Source organism: Amycolatopsis sp. NPDC051102 (genome assembly GCF_040682815.1).
In the GTDB taxonomy this organism is placed as follows: Bacteria; Actinomycetota; Actinomycetes; order Mycobacteriales; family Pseudonocardiaceae; genus Amycolatopsis.
This window is the reverse complement of sequence record NZ_JBFBBT010000001.1, coordinates 1,116,103-1,134,751: the sequence shown is the minus strand read 5'-3', so window position 1 is coordinate 1,134,751 and position 18,649 is coordinate 1,116,103. Positions and strand designations below refer to the sequence as shown.

The 18,649-nt window shown below is 70.5% G+C and carries 16 protein-coding genes; 13 read left to right on the top strand and 3 right to left on the bottom strand.

What is annotated here, in order from left to right; all coding sequences use genetic code 11:
• Window positions 1-37: 37 nt before the first annotated feature.
• Genes AB0M93_RS04715 through AB0M93_RS04695 form a run of 5 tightly spaced genes read left to right on the top strand, consistent with a single transcriptional unit; the run spans window position 38 to window position 3,816 of the window.
• Entirely contained in the window at window positions 38-1,075 is a 1,038-nt protein-coding gene (locus AB0M93_RS04715) for an iron chelate uptake ABC transporter family permease subunit (RefSeq protein WP_364268397.1), read from the top strand.
• The gene (locus tag AB0M93_RS04710; RefSeq protein ID WP_364268395.1) at window positions 1,075-2,133 is read left to right on the top strand and encodes an iron chelate uptake ABC transporter family permease subunit; all 1,059 of its coding nucleotides are present in this window, start codon (window positions 1,075-1,077) and stop codon (window positions 2,131-2,133) included. Before AB0M93_RS04715 ends, AB0M93_RS04710 begins: the two co-directional genes overlap by 1 nt.
• 5 nt (window positions 2,134-2,138) lie before the next feature.
• A complete protein-coding gene (locus AB0M93_RS04705; RefSeq protein ID WP_364268393.1) occupies window positions 2,139-2,948 on the top strand; it encodes an ABC transporter ATP-binding protein in 810 nt (269 codons plus the stop codon).
• A 20-nt stretch (window positions 2,949-2,968) separates the two neighbouring features.
• Entirely contained in the window at window positions 2,969-3,454 is a 486-nt protein-coding gene (locus tag AB0M93_RS04700; RefSeq protein WP_364268391.1) for a DinB family protein, read from the top strand.
• A 5-nt stretch (window positions 3,455-3,459) separates the two neighbouring features.
• Window positions 3,460-3,816 carry a hypothetical protein gene (locus AB0M93_RS04695; RefSeq protein WP_364268389.1) on the top strand — a complete coding sequence of 119 codons (357 nt, stop codon included), beginning with the start codon at window positions 3,460-3,462 and terminating at the stop codon, window positions 3,814-3,816.
• On the opposite strand, the gene AB0M93_RS04690 is transcribed toward AB0M93_RS04695, so the two are convergent.
• Window positions 3,803-5,101 carry a lysine N(6)-hydroxylase/L-ornithine N(5)-oxygenase family protein gene (locus AB0M93_RS04690; protein WP_364268387.1) on the bottom strand — a complete coding sequence of 433 codons (1,299 nt, stop codon included), beginning with the start codon at window positions 5,099-5,101 and terminating at the stop codon, window positions 3,803-3,805. The genes AB0M93_RS04695 and AB0M93_RS04690 overlap by 14 nt on opposite strands.
• Window positions 5,102-5,216: 115 nt before the next feature.
• Here AB0M93_RS04690 and AB0M93_RS04685 point away from each other — a divergent pair, with 115 nt between their 5' ends.
• Window positions 5,217-6,161, top strand: coding sequence for a methionyl-tRNA formyltransferase (locus tag AB0M93_RS04685; protein ID WP_364268385.1), 945 nt, complete (start codon window positions 5,217-5,219; stop codon window positions 6,159-6,161).
• A gap of 4 nt (window positions 6,162-6,165) precedes the next feature.
• Here AB0M93_RS04685 and AB0M93_RS04680 read toward each other — a convergent pair whose 3' ends face one another.
• Complete coding sequence (locus AB0M93_RS04680) at window positions 6,166-7,119, bottom strand: hypothetical protein (protein WP_364268383.1); 954 nt, start codon at window positions 7,117-7,119, stop codon at window positions 6,166-6,168.
• Between the two features lie 253 nt (window positions 7,120-7,372).
• On the opposite strand from AB0M93_RS04680, the gene AB0M93_RS04675 reads away from it, so the two are divergent.
• The 4 genes from AB0M93_RS04675 to AB0M93_RS04660 all read left to right on the top strand — a co-directional run bounded on the left by AB0M93_RS04675 (window position 7,373) and on the right by AB0M93_RS04660 (window position 12,615).
• On the top strand, window positions 7,373-9,463 hold the full coding sequence (locus tag AB0M93_RS04675) for an alpha-galactosidase (protein WP_364268381.1): 2,091 nt from the start codon (window positions 7,373-7,375) through the stop codon (window positions 9,461-9,463).
• A 112-nt stretch (window positions 9,464-9,575) separates the two neighbouring features.
• Complete coding sequence (locus AB0M93_RS04670) at window positions 9,576-10,850, top strand: extracellular solute-binding protein (RefSeq protein WP_364268379.1); 1,275 nt, start codon at window positions 9,576-9,578, stop codon at window positions 10,848-10,850.
• On the top strand, window positions 10,832-11,797 hold the full coding sequence (locus AB0M93_RS04665) for a sugar ABC transporter permease (protein ID WP_364268377.1): 966 nt from the start codon (window positions 10,832-10,834) through the stop codon (window positions 11,795-11,797). The genes AB0M93_RS04670 and AB0M93_RS04665 overlap by 19 nt, the downstream gene beginning before the upstream one ends.
• Window positions 11,794-12,615, top strand: a complete 822-nt coding sequence (locus AB0M93_RS04660; protein WP_364268375.1) for a carbohydrate ABC transporter permease — start codon at window positions 11,794-11,796, stop codon at window positions 12,613-12,615. The genes AB0M93_RS04665 and AB0M93_RS04660 overlap by 4 nt, the downstream gene beginning before the upstream one ends.
• Before the next feature lie 126 nt (window positions 12,616-12,741).
• Here the strand turns inward: AB0M93_RS04660 and AB0M93_RS04655 are convergent, their stop codons facing one another.
• A complete protein-coding gene (locus AB0M93_RS04655) occupies window positions 12,742-14,379 on the bottom strand; it encodes an ABC-F family ATP-binding cassette domain-containing protein (RefSeq protein ID WP_364268373.1) in 1,638 nt (545 codons plus the stop codon).
• A gap of 146 nt (window positions 14,380-14,525) precedes the next feature.
• Here AB0M93_RS04655 and AB0M93_RS04650 point away from each other — a divergent pair, with 146 nt between their 5' ends.
• The 3 genes from AB0M93_RS04650 (at window position 14,526) to AB0M93_RS04640 (ending at window position 18,593) form a co-directional block, all read left to right on the top strand.
• Entirely contained in the window at window positions 14,526-15,437 is a 912-nt protein-coding gene (locus tag AB0M93_RS04650) for a PaaX family transcriptional regulator C-terminal domain-containing protein (protein WP_364268372.1), read from the top strand.
• Window positions 15,438-15,439: 2 nt separating this feature from the next.
• Window positions 15,440-16,219 (top strand): enoyl-CoA hydratase/isomerase family protein, encoded by a 780-nt coding sequence (locus AB0M93_RS04645; RefSeq protein WP_364268370.1) that lies wholly within the window; start codon window positions 15,440-15,442, stop codon window positions 16,217-16,219.
• Window positions 16,220-16,337: 118 nt separating this feature from the next.
• On the top strand, window positions 16,338-18,593 hold the full coding sequence (locus AB0M93_RS04640; RefSeq protein ID WP_364268368.1) for a glycosyl hydrolase family 18 protein: 2,256 nt from the start codon (window positions 16,338-16,340) through the stop codon (window positions 18,591-18,593).
• Window positions 18,594-18,649 lie beyond the last annotated feature (56 nt).

The following is an 18,649-nucleotide window of genomic DNA, read 5'->3' as shown; positions in this document are numbered from 1 at the left end:
GTTAGCCTTACCTAAATCAGTACCAGTCGGAGGTGCGGTGCGAACAGACCCCGGAGGGATCGCTCTCAAGCGACGCCCGCCACACACGGGCCGGGCACTGGGGCTGCTGGCCGCCCTCGCTGTCCTCGTTTTCCTGTGCCTGCTGAGCATCTGGCTGGGGTCCAAGGAGATTTCGTTCGGCGCCGTCTGGCAGGTGCTCTGGCACGACGACGGCTCGGCCGACGCGGTGATCATCCACAGTGTCCGGATCCCGCGGACCCTGCTGGCCGTGCTGGTCGGCGCCGCGCTCGGCCTGGCCGGCACCGTCATGCAGGCGCTGACCCGCAATCCCCTGGCCGACCCGGGCCTGCTCGGGATCAGCGCCGGAGCCGCGTTCGCCATCGTCTTCTCGATCACCGTGCTCGGCGTCGGCTCCCTCTACGGCTACGTCTGGTTCGCCTTCGCCGGTGCGCTCGCCGCGACCGCGGTCGTCTACTTCCTCGGCACCCGCGGCCGCAACGGTTCGAGCCCGGTCAAGCTCGCCCTCGCGGGTGCGGCGGTCACGGCACTGCTCGGCTCGTTCACCAGCGCGATGGTGCTCTCGGACCCGGTGGCGCTCAACCGGTTCCGGTTCTGGTCGGCCGGTTCGCTCGCCGGCGTCGACAGCGGCTCGCTGCTGCGGGTCCTGCCGTTCCTGCTCGCCGGCGTGGTGCTGGCGATCGCGAGCGGGCCCGCGCTGAACAGCCTCGCGCTCGGCGACGACGTCGCGGTCGCGCTCGGACGGCGCCTCGGCCCGCTGCGGCTGCGCGGCGCGCTGGCCGTCACGCTGCTGACCGGCGCTTCCGTCGCGGTGGCCGGGCCGATCGTGTTCCTCGGCCTGATCGTCCCGCACGCCGTGCGGTTCGTCATCGGGCCCGACCACCGCTGGCTGCTGCCCTACACCGCCGTCCTGGCGCCGTGCCTGCTGCTCGCCGCCGACATCCTCGGCCGTGTCATGGCCCGGCCCGGCGAGGTCCGCGCCGGGGTGATCGTCGCCTTCCTCGGCGCCCCCTTCTTCATCTACCTGGTCCGCCGCCGCAAGCTGGTGGAGTCCTGATGAGCCTGCTGCAGGTGCGGCGCGACCGCGTCACCTTCCGCCTCGCGAAACCCGCGGTGTCCGGCCGGATCCGGCTCCGCCTGCTGGCCGTCTCGGTCGTCCTCGCCGCGCTGGCGTTCGCGTTGTTCTGCTGGGGCATGACGATCGGGGACGTCCCGCTGAGCGTGTCCGACGTCCTGTCCGCGGTGTTCGGCGGCGGCGACAGCGGCACCGGCTACATCGTGCAGGAGCTGCGGCTGCCGCGGGCGCTGACCGGGTTGCTCGCCGGGCTCGCGTTCGGCGCGTCCGGCGCGGTGTTCCAGACCATCACGCGCAACCCGCTGGCCAGCCCGGACATGATCGGCATCAACGCGGGCGCGGCCACCGCCGTCGTCGCCGGGATCTCGTTCGGCTTCGGCGGCGGCCTCGGCACCACCACGCTGGGCCTGCTGGGCGGGCTGCTGACCGGCCTGCTCGTGTACGTCCTCGCGTGGCGGCGCGGCACCACCGGCTACCGGATCATCCTGGTGGGCATCGGGATCTTCGCGATGTGCACCAGCCTGACCGACTACCTGCTCAGCCGCGCGCAGATCACCGAGGCCCAGGCGTCGATCGGCTGGCTGGTGGGCAACCTCGCCAACCGCGGCTGGGAGCACGTCGTCCCGCTGGCGTGCGCGCTGGCGGTGCTGCTGCCGCTCGTGCTGGCCCTGTCCCGGTGGATGCGCACGCTGCTGCTCGGCGACGACGTGGCGGCCGGGCTCGGCACGCCGGTGCAACCGGTGCGGCTGGGGCTGCTGCTGTCCGGCGCCGGGCTGGTCGCCTTCGCGACGGCGTCCGCGGGCCCGGTCTCGTTCGTCGCGCTGACCGCGCCGCAGATCGCGCAACGCCTGGCGCGCCAGGCGTCCCCGCCGCTGACGGCGTCCGCGCTCACCGGCGCGGTCGTCGTGCTGGGCAGCGACATCCTGGCCCGTTCCCTCACGGCGTCGCCGTTGCCGGTCGGCATCGTGACCGGCGCGCTCGGCGCCCCGCTGCTGCTCTGGCTGCTGGCCAGGGCCAACCGATCCGGCTCCGGAGGCTGAAGAAGATGACACCGTCCCTGCGCGTGCAGGACCTGCGCGTCGCCTACGACGACCGGGTCGTCATCGACGGCCTCGACCTCGACATCCCGGCCGGCAAGATCACCGCGATCGTCGGGGCGAACGCGTGCGGGAAGTCGACGCTGCTGCGCACGCTGGCCCGGCTGCTCACGCCGAAGGCGGGCGGGGTGTACCTCGACGGCCGTTCGATCCACGACCTGCCCACCCGCCAGGTCGCCCGGCAGCTCGGCATCCTCCCGCAGTCGCCGGTGGCGCCGGAGGGCATGACGGTGGCCGACCTCGTCGGCCGCGGCCGCGCCCCGCACCAGAGCTGGTGGCGGCAGTGGTCCACATCGGACGAAGACGCGGTCCGCGCGGCCCTGGAGGCGACGTCGCTGGCCGACCTGGCCGACCGCCCGGTGGACGAGCTCTCCGGCGGCCAGCGGCAGCGCGCGTGGATCGCGATGGCCGTCGCCCAGGGCACGCCGGTGCTGCTGCTCGACGAGCCGACGACGTACCTGGACCTGGCGCACCAGATCGACGTGCTGGACCTGGTCGTCGACCTCAACCGCGGCGAAGGCCGGACGGTGGTGATGGTGCTGCACGACCTCCCGCAGGCGTGCCGCTACGCCGACCACGTGATCGCGATGAAGGCGGGCCGCGTGGTGGCTTCCGGCGAGCCGGCGTCGGTGATCACCGAGGAGCTGGTCGACGAGGTCTTCGACGTCCGCTGCCAGGTGACCCCGGACCCGGTGAGCGGGACGCCGATGGTGATCCCGATCAGCCGCCACCACCCGGCACCGGTGCACCAGGGCTGAGTTTCCGGCAAGCTGGACCCATGTATGCGCTGCCCGAAAAGACCGTCGGCGCCGAGCGTGAGCTGCTCGAAGCCATGCTCGACCGCAACCGGCTCGCCCTCGTCGAGAACGCGCGCGGCCTGTCGGAAGCCGACGCCCGGCGGCGGCTGGTCTCGTCCCTGACCACGCCGATCGCCCTGGTCAAGCACGCGGCCGTCGCCGAGCGCCGCTGGTTCCAGTGGCTGGTGGCCGGCCTCGACGAGGCGGAGATCGACGGCCCGTCGACCCCCGGGGACGCGAGTTTCGCGGTGGCCGACGACGAAACGGTGGCCGACGTGATCGCCGAATACGAACGCACGAGTGCGCGCTCCCGCGAGATCGCGGCGGGTCACTCGCTCGACGACCAGTGGACCCACCCGGTCGTCGGCGAGGTCAGCCTGCGGTTCATCTACTTGTTCCTGATCGAGGAGTTCGCCCGCCACACCGGCCACAGCGACATCCTCCGCGAGCAGATCACGGCGGGCTGACCGGCATGGACGACGTCGTCGAGCGCGTGCTGCGGACTCCGCCGGCGGACCTCCGCATCGACCGTGTCCTCGTACTCGACTGGTACGACGGGCCGATCGAGGGTTACCTGCGGCTGGCCGACCCCGTGTCGTGCTGGAAGTACAAGGTCATCGCGGTGCGGCGGCCCGAAGACGACGTGGACGACAGGCTGTACGCGCTGTCGGCGGCACCCGATGACACCTTCGATCGGCTCGGCGAGGATCCGGAGCCTGATGACGGAGAGCTGGACCGGCTCGAGCGAACTCTCCCCGGTCCGGCTCTGATCGTGCGCTCGACGCATCTCGCCGACGTCACCGCGGTGTGGCAGGTCAACGACCGCTGACCGCGTACTCCCCCACGGGCTCCGCGACCACGCGGCGGTCCACAACGGACTGCAGGATCTCCCCCACCCGCACCGCGGTGTTCGACAGCAGCGACGACGTGATGCCGTGCGTGTGCTCGGTGCCGCCCTGCAGGTAGATCCCGCCGCGCAGCGGGAAGTCCGTCGTGATCCGGTAGTCGCGCTCGATGCGCAGGCGCCCGGCCTCGTCGCGCAGGCAGCCCGGGGCCAGCTCGCCGAGCAGCGGCGTCGGGTCCGCCGGCCGGTAGCCCGTCGCGTAGACGACCGCGTCGGCGGCCAGGACCGTGCGTTCCCCCGTCGTCAGGGACTCGACCGTCACCGCGCCCGCGTCCGTCACCTCGGCCGGACGCGAGACGTTGAACAGCCGCAACCGTTCCACGCCCAGGACCTTCTCGCGGTAGACCCGCCGGTACAGCTCGTCGATCAGGTCGATGTCGACGGCCGAGTAGTTCGTCGCGCCGTGGTAGCGCATCAGGCGGTCCTTCACCGGCTCGCCCGCGCGGTAGAACTGGTCGACCGCGTCGGGGTCGAAGATCCGGTTCGCGAACGAGCTGTCGTCGGCCGGGCTGTAGCCGTAGCGCGCGAACACCGCGCACACTTCGGCGCGCGGGAACTCGTCGTGCAGCAACGCGGCGACCTCGGCCGCGCTCTGCCCGGCGCCGACCACCACGAACCGCTTCGGGTCGGCGTCGCGCAGGGCGTCCACGCGGAACAACAGCTCGCTGTTGTGCCAGATCCGCGGCCCGGCGGTGACGCCCTCGGGCAGCTGCGGCCGCAACCCGGTGCCCACGACGAGGTTGCGGGCCCGCAGGACCGAACCGTCCGATGCCTCGACGTCGAAGTAGGCCACCTCGGCACCGTCGTACACCGGCTTCACGGCGACCACCTCGGTGCCGTAGGAGACGACGTCGTCGACCTTCGCGGCCGCCCACTCGAAGTAGTCGTGGAACTCGACCCGCAGCGGGAAGAGGTTCTTGTGGTTGATGAAGTCGACCAGCCGGCCGGCCGCGTGCAGGTAGTTGAGGAAGCTGAACTCGCTGGTCGGGTTCCGCATGGTGACCAGGTCCTTCAGGAACGACACCTGCATCGTGGCGGTGTCGATCAGCATCCCGCGGTGCCAGCCGAACCGGGGCTGGCGCTCGAGGAAGTGCGCGGTCACCGGCTCCCCCGCGCCGGCGTTGTGCTCGGCGAGGGCGATCGCCAGCGCGAGGTTCGACGGCCCGAAGCCCACGCCGACGATGTCGTAGATCGGGACCTCTGCAGTCATGTTGCTCCCTCGCGCGCTCCGGTACGGTTCAGGGAACCCTAACCTAACTTAGGCGAGCCTCGCCTAGTACGTTCGTGGTGATGTTCGTCCCCCGATCACGAAAGGCACTCTCGAAATGCGCGTGGCGATGTTCGGCTACCAGACCTGGGGGCACCGGACCCTCCAGGCGCTCATCGACGCCGGCCACGAGGTCGCCCTCGTGATCACGCACCCGAAGAGCGACCACGCCTACGAGCGGATCTGGGCCGACTCGGTCGCCGACCTCGCTTCCGCGCACGGGATCCCGGTGCTCCTGCGCAACCGGCCCGACGACGCCGAGCTGCTGGCCGAGCTCAAGGCGGCCGACCTGGACCTGATCGTGGCGAACAACTGGCGCACCTGGCTGCCACCGGAGATCTTCGAGCTGCCGCGGCACGGCACCCTCAACATCCACGACTCGCTGCTGCCGGCGTACGCGGGCTTCTCGCCGCTCATCTGGGCGATGATCAACGGCGAGCCGGAAGTCGGCGTCACCGCCCACATGATGGACGGCGAGCTCGACGCGGGCGACATCGTGCTGCAGCGCACGATCCCGGTCGGGCCGGCCGACACCACGACCGACCTCTTCCACCGCACGGTCGACCTGATCGCGCCGATCACCGCCGAAGCCATCTCACTGATCGAGACCGGCTACACGCCCGTGCCGCAGGACCGGGCGAAGGCCAGCTTCTTCCACAAGCGCGCCAAGCGGGACAGCCTGATCGACTGGACGCTGCCGCCCGCGGACCTCGAACGGTTCGTGCGCGCGCTGTCCGACCCGTACCCGAACGCGTTCGCCTACCACCGCGGCCAGGAGCTGCGGATCACGAAGGCGTCGGTGTCCCAGGGCAACTACGGCGGCACGCCGGGCCGGATCTTCATCCGCGAAGGCGAGGGCGTGGTGATCGTCGCCGGTCCGGACGCGCGCCGCGGGCAATCCCCCGGGCTGCTCGTCGAGCGCGTCCGGACCGCCGACGGGACCGACCTGCCCGCGGCCGAGTACTTCAAGACGATGGGCGGGTACCTGACCGACCGCCCGTGACGCCTCAGCCGTCCTTGCCCGGCGCCGGCACGACCGCGTGCTGGTCGGCGGCGCCGGGCAGGGTGCGGACGATCGTGTCCTGCGCCCAGCGTTCGCTGAACCCGGCGAGGAACGCGAGCCCGGCGAAGAAGAACGTGACCTTGTCCGCCGAACCGGGAACCGCGATCGGCAGGAATCCGGCACTGACCAGAACGAACATCGCCGCGCCGAACACGGCGCCGATGATCAGCCGGAAGAACCCGGACAGAAAAGCCACGCGGCCGCCCTGGGCGAGGCCCATACTCAATTTCTGCCGGTCCGCTGTGCGGATCATGACGCTCAGGATCGCGCCGATGGCACCGGAAGCCAGGCAGGTGATCAGCGTGGGGCCGATTTCCGCCTTCATGGGCACGAACGTCAGGGCGATCACCGCGGCGACAGCCAGGACGAAACCCGCGGCGAGACCACCGAGATAGCGGGCGAGCGCGCGGTCCAAAGCGACGTCACGCGCGTTCTGCTCGATCTGGCGGAGCTCCTTCTGGGCCGACGCGGCCGCGGCCTGCACCCGCTCGGTCCGGTCCGGCGAATCCACCATCGCGTCGAGCACGCCCAGGAGGACGGCGGCCGTGGCGTGGATGCCGCGTACCAGGATTTCCTGCGGCTTCCCCTCCAGCAGGACCGAGTACTTCCGCTCGACCCGGCGAGCCGCCCGGAAGACGTCGTCGACCTCCGGCGTGCTCTCGCGCGCGTCGTAATACAGCCTCATCCTGAGGACGTTCCGCTCCGCGTCGCCGTCCGCCCCGGTCTGCTCCTTGACGGCGACGAGCAGGATCGCCGCCCGGAAATTGAGCGCGTAATACTCCTCCAGGATCTTTCCCGGGCTTTCGTAGGCCGCTCGCATCGCCGCGAACTTCGGCTGCCCGGCCTGCTTGGCCTTGATGAGATCGGGCAGGCACGGGCAGTCGACGTCGACCGCCACCGGTTCCGCTTGTCCATTCCGCAAACTGCTGTCCACCGACACGGCGATCTCCCCTCGTTGACGACGGCGTCACCGCCACGTCGCCACCCCTCGAATCTTTCCGATCTCACTTATTGTTACGCCGACCACCTGATTGCACCAATATCGATTATTGAGAACCACTCGAACGGCCCCGCGAGCATCACGTTCGGGCAGTGACCGATGACCGGGACATCCCTTGGCTCCGGCCGCGCCGGTGAGCAGGATGTCCCGCATGGCCGGGATCAGCTTCCTCGACGACCACCGCACCTGGGTCCTCACCGGGGAAACGAGCACCTACGCGCTGCGGCTCGACGAGGAGGATTGCCCGGTCCACCTCTATTGGGGGCCGGCACTGCCCGCGACCTCCGTCGTCGAGCTGATCGGGAAATCGCTTCCCTGGTGGGACGGCTTCAACGACCCGAACGAGGGCCTCGCCGAGCTCGCCGCCGACGGCGGCACTTCGTACTGGACCCCCGCGCTGCAGGTGCGGTTCGCCGACGGGACGCGGGCGCTCGAATGGCGGTACGAGGACGACGCAATCACCGCCGGGCACCTGATCCTGCGCTTCACCGACCGGCACTACCCGCTGCGGATCGCCCTGCACTACCGGCTGCGCGGCGACGTCCTCGAACGCTGGACCGAGCTGACCGCGGACACCGACGTCGAAGTCATCCGCGCCGACTCCGCCACCTGGGCGCTGCCGGTGTTCGAGGACTACCGGCTCAGCCACGTCACCGGCCGCTGGGCAGCGGAAACGCTGCTGCGGCGCGAGGTTGCGCCTCACGGCGAGACCGTCTTCGGCAGCCGTCGCGGGATCACCAGCCACCACGCCAACCCGTGGGTGATGGTGGACGACGGCACGGCGACCGAGCGCCACGGCGAGGTCTACGGCGTCGCGCTGGCCTGGAGCGGGTCGTGGCGGCTGACCACCACCCGCGCTTCGACCGGCCGTCTGACGGTGAGCAGCGGCTTCGGTCAGAACGGCGTCGTCCACCGCGTCGGGCCCGGACGTCCGCTGATCACCCCGGTTTCCGCCGGGCTGTACACCGGCGGCGGGTTCGGCGCCGCGAGCCGCGCGTGGCACGCCTACGTGCGGGCGCACGTCCTGCCGCACCCGGGCGAGCTGCGTCCGGTGCTCTACAACTCGTGGGAGGCCACGGGGTTCGACGTCACCGAGGCCGGGCAGCACGCCCTCGCCGAGCGGGCCGCCGCGCTCGGCGTCGAACTGTTCGTCATGGACGACGGCTGGTTCGGTGCCCGCACCGGCGACCACGCCGGTCTCGGCGACTGGCACGTCAACCGCACGCGTTTCCCCGACGGGCTGAAACCGCTGGTCGAAGCGGTGCACGGGCTCGGCATGCAGTTCGGCATCTGGGTCGAGCCGGAGATGGTCAACCCCGACAGCGACCTCTACCGCGCGCACCCGGACTGGGTGCTGCACCACCCGCACCGGCGCCGGTCGGAGCTGCGGCGGCAGCTGGTGCTCAACTTCGCCCGCCCGGACGTCGCCGCGTGGGCGCACGACTGGCTCGACCGGCTCGTCGGCGAGCACGGCGTCGACTTCCTCAAGTGGGACATGAACCGGCCGTTCAGTGAAGCGGGCTGGCCGGGCGAAGCCGACCCGGACCGGCTGTGGGTCGAGCACACCCGCGCGGTGTACGCGCTGCTCGACCGGCTGCGCGCGGATCACCCCGGCCTGCGGATCGAGTCGTGCGCCGGCGGCGGCGGGCGGATCGACCTCGGCGTGCTCGCCCGCACCGACCAGGTCTGGACCTCCGACAACACCGACGCCCTCGACCGGCTGCGGATCCAGCACGGCTACGGCCAGCTCTACCCGGCCCGCGCGATGTCGGCGTGGGTCACCGACAACCCGAACTTCGTGACCGCGCGGTCGGTCCCGCTGCGGTTCCGGTTCCACGTCGCCATGGCCGGCGTGCTCGGCCTCGGCGGCGACATCGTGAGCTGGCCCGAGGACGACCTTGAGCTCGCCCGGGAGCTCGTGGCCCTGTACAAGGACATCCGGCCCGTGGTGCAGCACGGCGCGCTGTACCGGCTGCGGCCGCCCGTCGACGACGGCGTCACCGCGGTGCAGTACGTCCTGGCCCACCGGACGGTCGTCTTCGCCTACCGGCAGGCCGCGCACTTCAACGCGCCGGCGCGGCCGCTGCGGCTCGACGGGCTCGACCCGGCCGCGCGCTACCTCGACCCGGCCTCCGGCCGTACGCACAGCGGGGCGGTGCTGCTCGCCCACGGGTTCGCCGTCGACCTGCCGGCCGGAGACTTCGCCAGCGCCGTCATCCGACTCGATCGAATAAAGATCTGATCTATCTCGGTTTTTACCCGCCTTCGCGGCCGCCTGGCGCTTGACATCGTCGAATACGTCCGATCAAATGCGTCATACATCACATATGGTGGGTCGAGGAAGGTGGCTGGACATGAGAAGGTCCCTGGCGCTGGGAGCAGCGGCGCTCCTGGCGGTGAGCGCGTGCTCGGTCGGGTCGAACACCGGCGGCAGCGGCGGCGACGCGGAGATCACCTTCCTGACGTTCGAAACCCCGAACCTCACCCCGGCCTACTGGGACGCCGCGATCAAGCGTGTCACGGACAAGAACCCGGGGATCAAGGTCAAGAAGCTCGTCGCGCCGACCGCCGACGGGCGGACGTCGTACGCGAAGCAGCTCCTGCAGTCCGGCCAGTTCCCCGACGTGATGATCGCCGTCGACTCGGCCGGCTTCGCGGAGGCCGGCAACCTCTACGCGTGGACCCCGGACGAGCTGAAGGACTTCCAGTTCCCGCAGGCCAACCCGGTCAACGGCAAGTACTACCAGCTGCCGGCCAACACCCAGACCATCCCGCCGATCTACTACAACAAGAAGATGTTCGCCGACGCGGGCATCGCGGCGACCCCGAAGACCTGGGACGAACTGGTCGCCGACGCCGGCAAGCTGAAGGACAAGGGCTACGCGCCGTTCACGATCGGCGGCGGCAAGGACGGCTTCCCGTCGTCGATGATCCTTTCCGGACTGGTCAGCACCGAGGTCTACAACACGATGCCGGACTGGCTGACGCAACGGCGTCAGGGCAAGGTGAAGTTCGCCGACCCCGCCTTCCAGCACGCGTTCGCGAAGCTCGCCAACCTCGCGGCGAAGGGGTACGTGGACAAGACCAGCGTGTCCCGCGACTACGCGGCGACCGAGCAGGCGTTCCTCGACGGCCAGAGCGCGATGTACCCGATGGGCAACTGGTTCTCCGCCAACGCCGACTCGAAGAAGCACGACTTCGAGGTGGGCGTGTTCAACTTCCCCACCGAGGACGGCAAGCTCGTCGTCCCGGCCTACACCGGCGGCGGCATGATCGTGAACGCCAAGGCCAAGAACCTCGACGCGGCACGGAAGTTCGCGCTCGGCTTCCAGCTCGACAAGGACCAGCTGGACGCCTCGGTGAAGGCCGACGGCCTGTTCCCGGCGATCAAGGACTACACCCCGCCGTCCGGCGTCGGCGCCACCTTCAAGGCCGGCTACGACCTGTACACGCAGGCGGTGCAGCAAAACGCCGTGGTGCACGCGTTCCGCTGGGAGACCGCGGACGACGGGCTGCTGCCCGGGATGAAGGACAAGGTCGACCAGGCCGCCCAGGACGTGATCACGGGCCGCAAATCCGTGGCCGACGCGTGCGCGTTCCTGGACACCGAGTGGGCGAAAGCGGGCTGACGTCCTTGACCGCCGTCGTTTCCCGCCCCGCCCCGCCCCGCACCCGCGTTCCCCGTGGTCGCAGGCGCCGGCCGATCCTGCCGCGGGTGGCGCACTTCGCGTCATTCGGCGCGCCGGGCGTGCTGGTGTACCTGTGCTTCGTGATGGCGCCGATCCTGATCAGCTTCGGCTACAGCCTGACGAACTACAACCCGTTCAACCCGCCGGTGAAGTTCGTCGGGTTCGACAACTACCGGCTGCTGTTCACCGACGAGCAGTTTCTCACCGCGCTGGCGGTCACGACGATCCTGACGCTGATCGTGGTGATCGTCCCCAACGTGCTCGGCTTGGGCGTGGCGCTGCTGCTGGACCGGAAAGGCTGGCTGTACAACGCGTTGCGGAGCGTGTTCTTCACGCCGGTGATCCTCAGTTCGGTCGTGGTCTCGATCGTCTGGTCGCGCCTGCTGGACGACCGGGGGCCGCTGAACGACCTGCTGCGTGCGCTCGGTGTGGCACACCCGCCGGGCTGGCTGTCCGATCCGGACATCGCGCTGTACTCGGTCGCGTCGATCGTGTGCTGGCAGATGCTCGGGTTCTGCGTCGTGGTCTACCTGGCCGGCCTTCAGGGCGTGCCGGCCGAGCTGCTGGAAGCCGCGGAGATCGACGGCGCGGGTCCGCTGCGCCGGTTCCGCGCGGTCACCTGGCCGCTGCTGGCGCCGGCGTTGACGATCAACACGGTCGTGCTGCTCATTTCGGCGTTCAAGACCTACGACTACGTCAAGGTGATCACCAACGGCGGCCCGGGTTCCGGCGCCACCGCGACGATCGCGTTCGACGTCCTCCAGACGGGCTTCGACTCGAACCACGTCGGCTACGCGTCGGCGATGGCGGTGCTGATGCTGGTGATCGTCGCGGTCGTGACGACGGTGGTGCTCAACTTCCTCCGGCGCCGGGAGGTGGATCTGTGACCCGCTCCTGGGCCCGGCCCGCGGTGGCCGTGTTGGTCAGCGCGGTGTTCTTCGTGCCGTTGTACCTGGTGCTGGCGAACGTCTTCAAGCAGGGCGAGCTGATCGCGAAGGAGCCGGCGTCCCTGCCGCTGCCGCCGACGCTGGCGAACATCCACGCGGTGCTGACCCGCCCGGACGGCCTGTTCTGGGTGAGCCTGACCAACAGCATCGTGGTGACGGTGCTGTCGATCCTCGTGCTCACCGTGTTGTCGGCGATGCTGGGCCACTACCTGGCGCGCTCGGGCAAGCGGTGGACGAAGGTCCTGACGCTGGTCTTGCTGGCCGGCCTGATGATCCCGCCGCAGGTGATCCTCATCCCGATCACCGACGTCCTTCGTGTCACCCACCTGATGGCGACGCTTCAGGGGCTGATCCTGTTCAACGTCGGGTACTACGTGCCGTTCGGCGTGTTCGTGTTCTCGGGCTTCATCCGGGGAGTACCGGTGGAGCTGGAGGAAGCGGCCCTCCTCGACGGCGCAAGCCGCATGCAGGTGTTCTGGCGCGTGGTGTTCCCGCTGCTGCGCCCGGCCACGGCCTCGGTGCTCATCTTCTTGGGCGTGTGGATCTGGAACGACTTCATCGACCCGCTGATCATCCTCGGCCCCAGCCAGGGCACGACGATCACGACGGGCATCTACCGGTCCATCGGCCAGTACCAGGCGGACCTCGGCAGCGTGTTCGCGCTGATGTTCTTGGCGACGCTGCCGGTGTTGATCTTCTACCTGGCGCTGCAGAAGCAGTTCGTCAAGGGTCTGACGGGAGGGGCGACGAAGGGGTGAGCAGCGCTCTCGCGGGAGAGCAGTGATCACTCGCACCGTGTGGGCGGTGCTCGCGTCGGAGAGCGCCGCTCTCCCGCGACAGCGAGCGCCGATCTCAACCGAGAGCACCGCTCACCGACGCAGCCGTCACACCTCGCGGACCTTGCCCCCGTCCACCTCGAACCGCCGGGTCACCTGGACGGCGTCGAGCATCCGACGGTCGTGCGTCACCAGCAGCAAAGTCCCCGGATACCGGTCCAGCGCCGCCTCGAGCTGCTCGATCGCCGGCAGGTCCAGGTGGTTCGTCGGCTCGTCCAGCACCAGCAGGTTCACGCCCCGGGCCTGCAGCAACGCCAACGCCGCCCGCGTCCGCTCCCCCGGCGAAAGCGTCGCCGCCGACCGCAGCACGTGCGCCGCCTTCAGGCCGAACTTCGCCAGCAGCGTCCGGACGTCGGCGTCCGCCAGCTCCGGCACCTCCCGCGCGAACGCCGAAGCCAGCGGGACGTCACCGAGGAACAGCCGCCGAGCCTGGTCGACCTCGCCGACCACCACCCCCGGCCCCAGCGCCGAAGCCCCTTCGGAAAGCTCGACCCGCCCGAGCAGGGCCGCCAGCAGGGTGGACTTGCCCGATCCGTTCGCCCCCGTGATGGCGACCTTGTCCGCCCAGTCGATCTGCAGGTCCACCGGTCCCAGCGTGAACCCGCCCCGGCGGACCACCGCACCCCGCAGCGTCGCGACCACCGCGCCCGCCCGCGGCGCCGCGGCGATCTCCATCCGCAGCTCCCACTCCTTGCGCGGCTCCTCGACGACCTCCAGCCGTTCGATCATCCGGTCGGTCTGCCGCGCCTTCGACGCCTGCTTCTCGGTGGCCTCGCTGCGAAACTTACGCGCCGACTTGTCGTTGTCGGGCTGCTTCCGGCGGGCGTTCTTGACGCCCTTCTCCATCCACGCCCGCTGCATGCGCCCGCGTGCCTCCAGCGAAGCCTTCGTGTCGGCGAACTCCTCGTAGTCCTCGCGCGCGTGCCGCCGGGCGACTTCGCGCTCCTCGAGGTACGCCTCGTACCCGCCGCCGTAGACGTTCACCTGCTGCTGCGCCAGGTCCAGTTCGACGACGCGGTCCACCGTCCGGGCGAGGAACTCGCGGTCGTGGCTGACCAGTACCGTCGCCGCCCGCAGGCCGGAGACGAACCGCTCCAGCCGGGCCAGCCCGTCCAGGTCCAGGTCGTTGGTCGGCTCGTCGAGCAGGAAGACGTCGTAGCGGCTCAGCAGCAGCGAGGCGAGCCCCGCCCGCGCCGCCTGGCCGCCCGACAGCGACGTCATCGGCTGCTCCAGATCCACCGCCAAGCCCAGGTCAGCGGCCACTTCGGCGGCCCGGTCGTCGAGGTCGGCGCCGCCGAGGGCGAGCCAGCGGTCGAGCGCCGCCGCGTACTGGTCGTCCGCTCCCGCCGTGCCCGCGGTGAGCGCTTCGGTCGCCGCGTCGAGCTCGGCCTGCGAGGCCGAGACGCCGGTGCGGCGCGCCAGAAAGGCCCGGACCGACTCGCCTTCCCGGCGGTCCGGCTCCTGCGGCAGGTGCCCGACCGTCGCGGACGGCGGGTTCAGCCGGATCTCGCCGCTGTCCGGTTTCGCGAGGCCGGCCAGCGTCCGCAGGAGGGTCGACTTGCCGGCGCCGTTGACGCCGACCAGGCCGACGACGTCCCCCGGGGCGACGACGAGATCCAGGCCGGAGAAGAGGATGCGGTCACCGTGGCCCGCGGCCAGGTCCTTCGCGACGAGTGTTGCGCTCATGAGGTAGCCGAGTCTACGGCCCCGTGGTGAACTGTCAGATCAAGGTCAAAACCACCGGCTGTGTGTGTCCCGTGGCGCTTTGATCACTCCCTGTGGGTACCCTGTTCGGTTGTCAGTCCCGCAGCGCAGTGAGGTCGGTGAACAGCATGGGCGAGCCCGCTCCCCCGGTCACCCTCGGCCGCAGGCCGAAGCCGAGGGAAGGCCGGTCGTCCGCGCCCCGGCCCACGGTGAGCCGGCGCCGGGAGGTCAGTCACGCCAGCGCGCGGTCGCTGCTGATGACCGTGCTCGGCGAGTACGCGCTGCCGCGGGACAAGCCGGTCTGGACGTCGATGCTCGTCGAGGTGCTGGGCATGCTCGACATCGAGGAGAAGTCGGCGCGGCAGGCGCTGGCCCGCTCCGCCGCCGAGGGCTGGGTGGTCTCCGAACGCGTCGGGCGCCGCGTGCGCTGGTCGCTGACGCCGCCCGGACGCCGTCTGCTGACCGAGGGCGCCGACCGGATCTACGCCTTCGGCCGCGAGGAACGCCGCTGGAACGGGCAGTGGCTGATGCTCATCGTGTCCGTCCCGGAGGCCAAGCGCGACCTGCGGCACCGGCTGCGCACGCGGCTGACCTGGGCGGGCTTCGGCTCGCCGGTGGCCGGCGTGTGGGTGAGCCCGGACCTGTCCCGCCAGCGCGAGGCCCAGCAGATCGTCAGCGAACTGGGGCTCGACGCGCAGGCGATGTCGTTCACCGCCGCGTACGGCGAGGTCGGCGAGCAGGAGTCCATGGTCGCCCGGTCCTGGGACCTGACCGAGCTGAAGGACCGCTACGAGGACTTCATCGACCGGTTCACCGGCCTGCACCCGACCGGCGGCCGCGCGGTGCTGCGGGCGCAGACCGAGCTCGTCCACGAGTGGCGGCGGTTCCCGTTCCTCGACCCGCAGCTGCCCGCCGAGCTCCTGCCGGCGAAGTGGAGCGGGACGAAAGCCGCCGAACTGTTCCATCACAAACACCTCGACTGGCGCCCGGAGGCCCAGCAGTATTGGGACGAGATCGTCGAAGCCGAAGAAGCAGGGTGAGCATGACTGAGCAGGTCCGCCTCGATCGTGACGGCGGGCTCGCCGTCCTGACCGTCGACGCTCCGCCGTTGAACCTCTACACGGCTTCGCTGCAGTCCGCGCTCGCCTCGGCGATCGGCGAGCTGGAGGCCCAACCCGCGCGGGCGCTGCTGATCCGCGCGGAGGGCAAGATCGTCAGCGGCGGCGTCGACGTCTCGCTGTTCGACGCCCAGGGCTCGCCCGCCGAGGCGAAGGTGCTGTTCGACGAGATGCTGGCGGTGCCGGACCGGATCGCGGCGCTGCCGTTCCCGACCGTCTTCGCCGCGCACGGCCTGTGCCTGACCTGGGCGTTCGAGGTCGCGGTGGCCTGCGACGTCATCCTCGCCGCCACGCGCGCGAAGTTCGGGCTGGTCGAGAAGGTCGTCGGGCTGACGCCGACCATGGGCGGCACCCAGCGGCTCGCGGCCCGGGCCGGCGTCGGGCGCGCGAAGGAGTTCGTCATGACCGGCGACACCTACGACGCCGCGACGCTGGAGCGCTGGAACGTCGTCAACCGCGTACTGCCGGACGAGGGCTTCGACGACGCCGCCCGCGCTTTCGCCCGGCGGCTGGCCGAGGGCCCGACCCGCGCCCACGCGGCGACCAAGCGCGTCCTCGACCACTTCTCCGCCGGCGGCGTACCGGAGGCGAACGCGCACATCACGACGATCGCCGCGGAGCTCTTCGAAACCGAAGATCTCCGCAACGCCGTGAAGTCGTTCTTGGCCGACGGGCCGGGGAAAGCGACGTTCTCAGGACGTTAACAGTCCGTTCGGACAGCGGTTTCCGCCGTTCGGGCGTGCGCGGTTCTCGCCGGGCCGGGTTACATTCGATGTGGTCTAGACCACCTCGTCCCCGCCTCGTGCCGCTTGGAGAACCGCCATGAGACGCACTCCCGCACGACTACGCTCCGCGCTCGCCGCCTTGCTGATCGCAGCCGGTGGCACCGCGGCGCTCGCGCCACCCGCTGCCGCAGCCGGTTCGCTGACCGCCACCCTGGCGATGAGCGGCACCACCGGCACGTACACCGTCGCCAACACCAGCACGGCGTCGGTGAGCAACTGGGCCATCACCTTCACGCTGCCCGCCGGCGTCACCGCTTCGACCGGCGAAAACGGCACCGTGACCCAGAACGGCACCCAGGTCACGCTGACGCCCGCCTACTACATCGCGACGCTGGCGCCGGGCCGCACGACCTACCCCTACAGCCCGACGTTCCGGCTCAGCGCGGCCGCGACCCCGGCGCAGTGCCGCGTCGACAACGCCAACTGCGACGGTTCACCGGACACGCCACCGGGCGCGCCGCCGAACCTGCGCCTGGTCGCGAAGACGACCAAGACGGCCGCGCTGGCCTGGGACGCGTCGGCGGCCGGCTCGCTCCCGGTGACCGGGTACGACGTCTACCAGGGCACGTCCCTGGCCACGTCGGTGACCGGTACGAGCGCGACGATTTCCGGGCTCACGCCGGGCACGGCGTACTCGTTCACGGTGAAGGCGAAGGACGCCAAGGGCACCACGTCCCCGGCGAGCGCCGCGCTGGCCGTCACGACCAACAACCCGGCCGACGACACCCAAGCGCCGTCGGCGCCGGCCGGGCTGCGCTCGACCGCCGCCGACTCGGGCAGCGTGTCCCTGGCGTGGACCGCGTCGACCGACAACACCGGCGTCGTGAGCTACGACGTCTACCGCGGGTCCACTTTGGCCACGACGGTGACGACGACCTCCGCCGTGGTGACCGGGCTGGCACCATCCACTTCCTACACGTTCACGGTCCGGGCGCGCGATGGCTACGACAACGTGTCGGCGCCCAGCACGGCCGTCACCGCGAAGACCGGCGACATCGTGTCGGGCTACGCGAAAGTCGGCTACTTCGTGCAGTGGGGCATTTACGGGCGCCAGTACTTCGTGAAGAACCTGGAGACTTCGGGTGCGGCGTCGAAGCTGACGCACCTGCTGTACGCGTTCGAGAACATCGACCCGGTGAACCTGACCTGCCTTTCCGGCGTCACGAAGGGCACCACGGCGAACCCCGAGGACCCGAACCAGGGTGACGGCGCCGGCGACGCCGAGGCGGACTACTCGCGGCCGTTCTCGGCGGCGCAGTCGGTCGACGGCGTGGCCGACACGGGCTGGGAAGCGTTGCGCGGCAACTTCAACCAGCTCAAGAAGCTCAAGGCGAAGCACCCGAACCTGAAGGTGCTGGTGTCGCTGGGCGGCTGGACGTACTCGAAGTACTTCTCCGACGTCGCCGCCACGGACGCGTCGCGCAAGAAGTTCGTCTCGTCCTGTGTGGACACCTGGCTGAAGGGCAACATCGCGGCCTACGGCGGCGCGGGCGGCCCGGGCACGGCGGCCGGCATCTTCGACGGCATCGACCTCGACTGGGAGTGGCCGGCCAGCGGCGACGGGCACCCGGGCAACCACTGGAGCCCGAACGACAAGGCGAACCTGACCGCGCTGCTGGCCGAGTTCCGCACGCAGCTCGACGCGTACGGCGCGACGACCGGCAAGCGGTACCAGCTGCACGCGTTCACCCCGGCCGACCCGGCCAAGGTCGCGGCAGGCTGGGACTTGTCTCGCGTCTTCAGCTCCCTGGACGTGGCGAACGTGCAGGGGTACGACTTCCACGGTTCGGGCAGCGACAACTCGTGGGAGCCGAACCGCACCGGCCACCAGGGCAACCTGTACGCCGACGCGGACGACCCGTACCCGTTCCGCTTCAGCGCCGAAGCGGCGATCAACGCGTACACGAACGCGGGCGTCGACCCGCGGCGGCTGACGCTCGGCCTGGCGTTTTACGGCCGCGGCTGGCAGGGCGTGGCCGACGGCGGCAAGAGCGGCGAGTGGCAGTCCGCCACCGGCGCGGCGCCGGGCCAGTTCGCCGAGGAAGCGGGCACCCGCGGGTACGCGAACCTGGTGGCGAGCGTGCCGGGCTGCACGGTCCACCACGACACGGCCGCGGTGGCGACGTCGTGCTACACGGGCAACGGCGGCCAGTGGTGGACGTTCGACGACGCGTGGTCGATCGGGCTGAAGACGACGTGGCTGAAGTCGCGCGGGCTGCTCGGCGTGATGGCCTGGGAGATGTCGGGCGACACCGGCGCGTTGATGAACGCGGTGAGCGCCGGGCTCGGCTGAGAGAGCGCGTTCAGCCCGCTGAACAGGTTCTCGTTCAGCGGGCTGAGCGCGTTTCT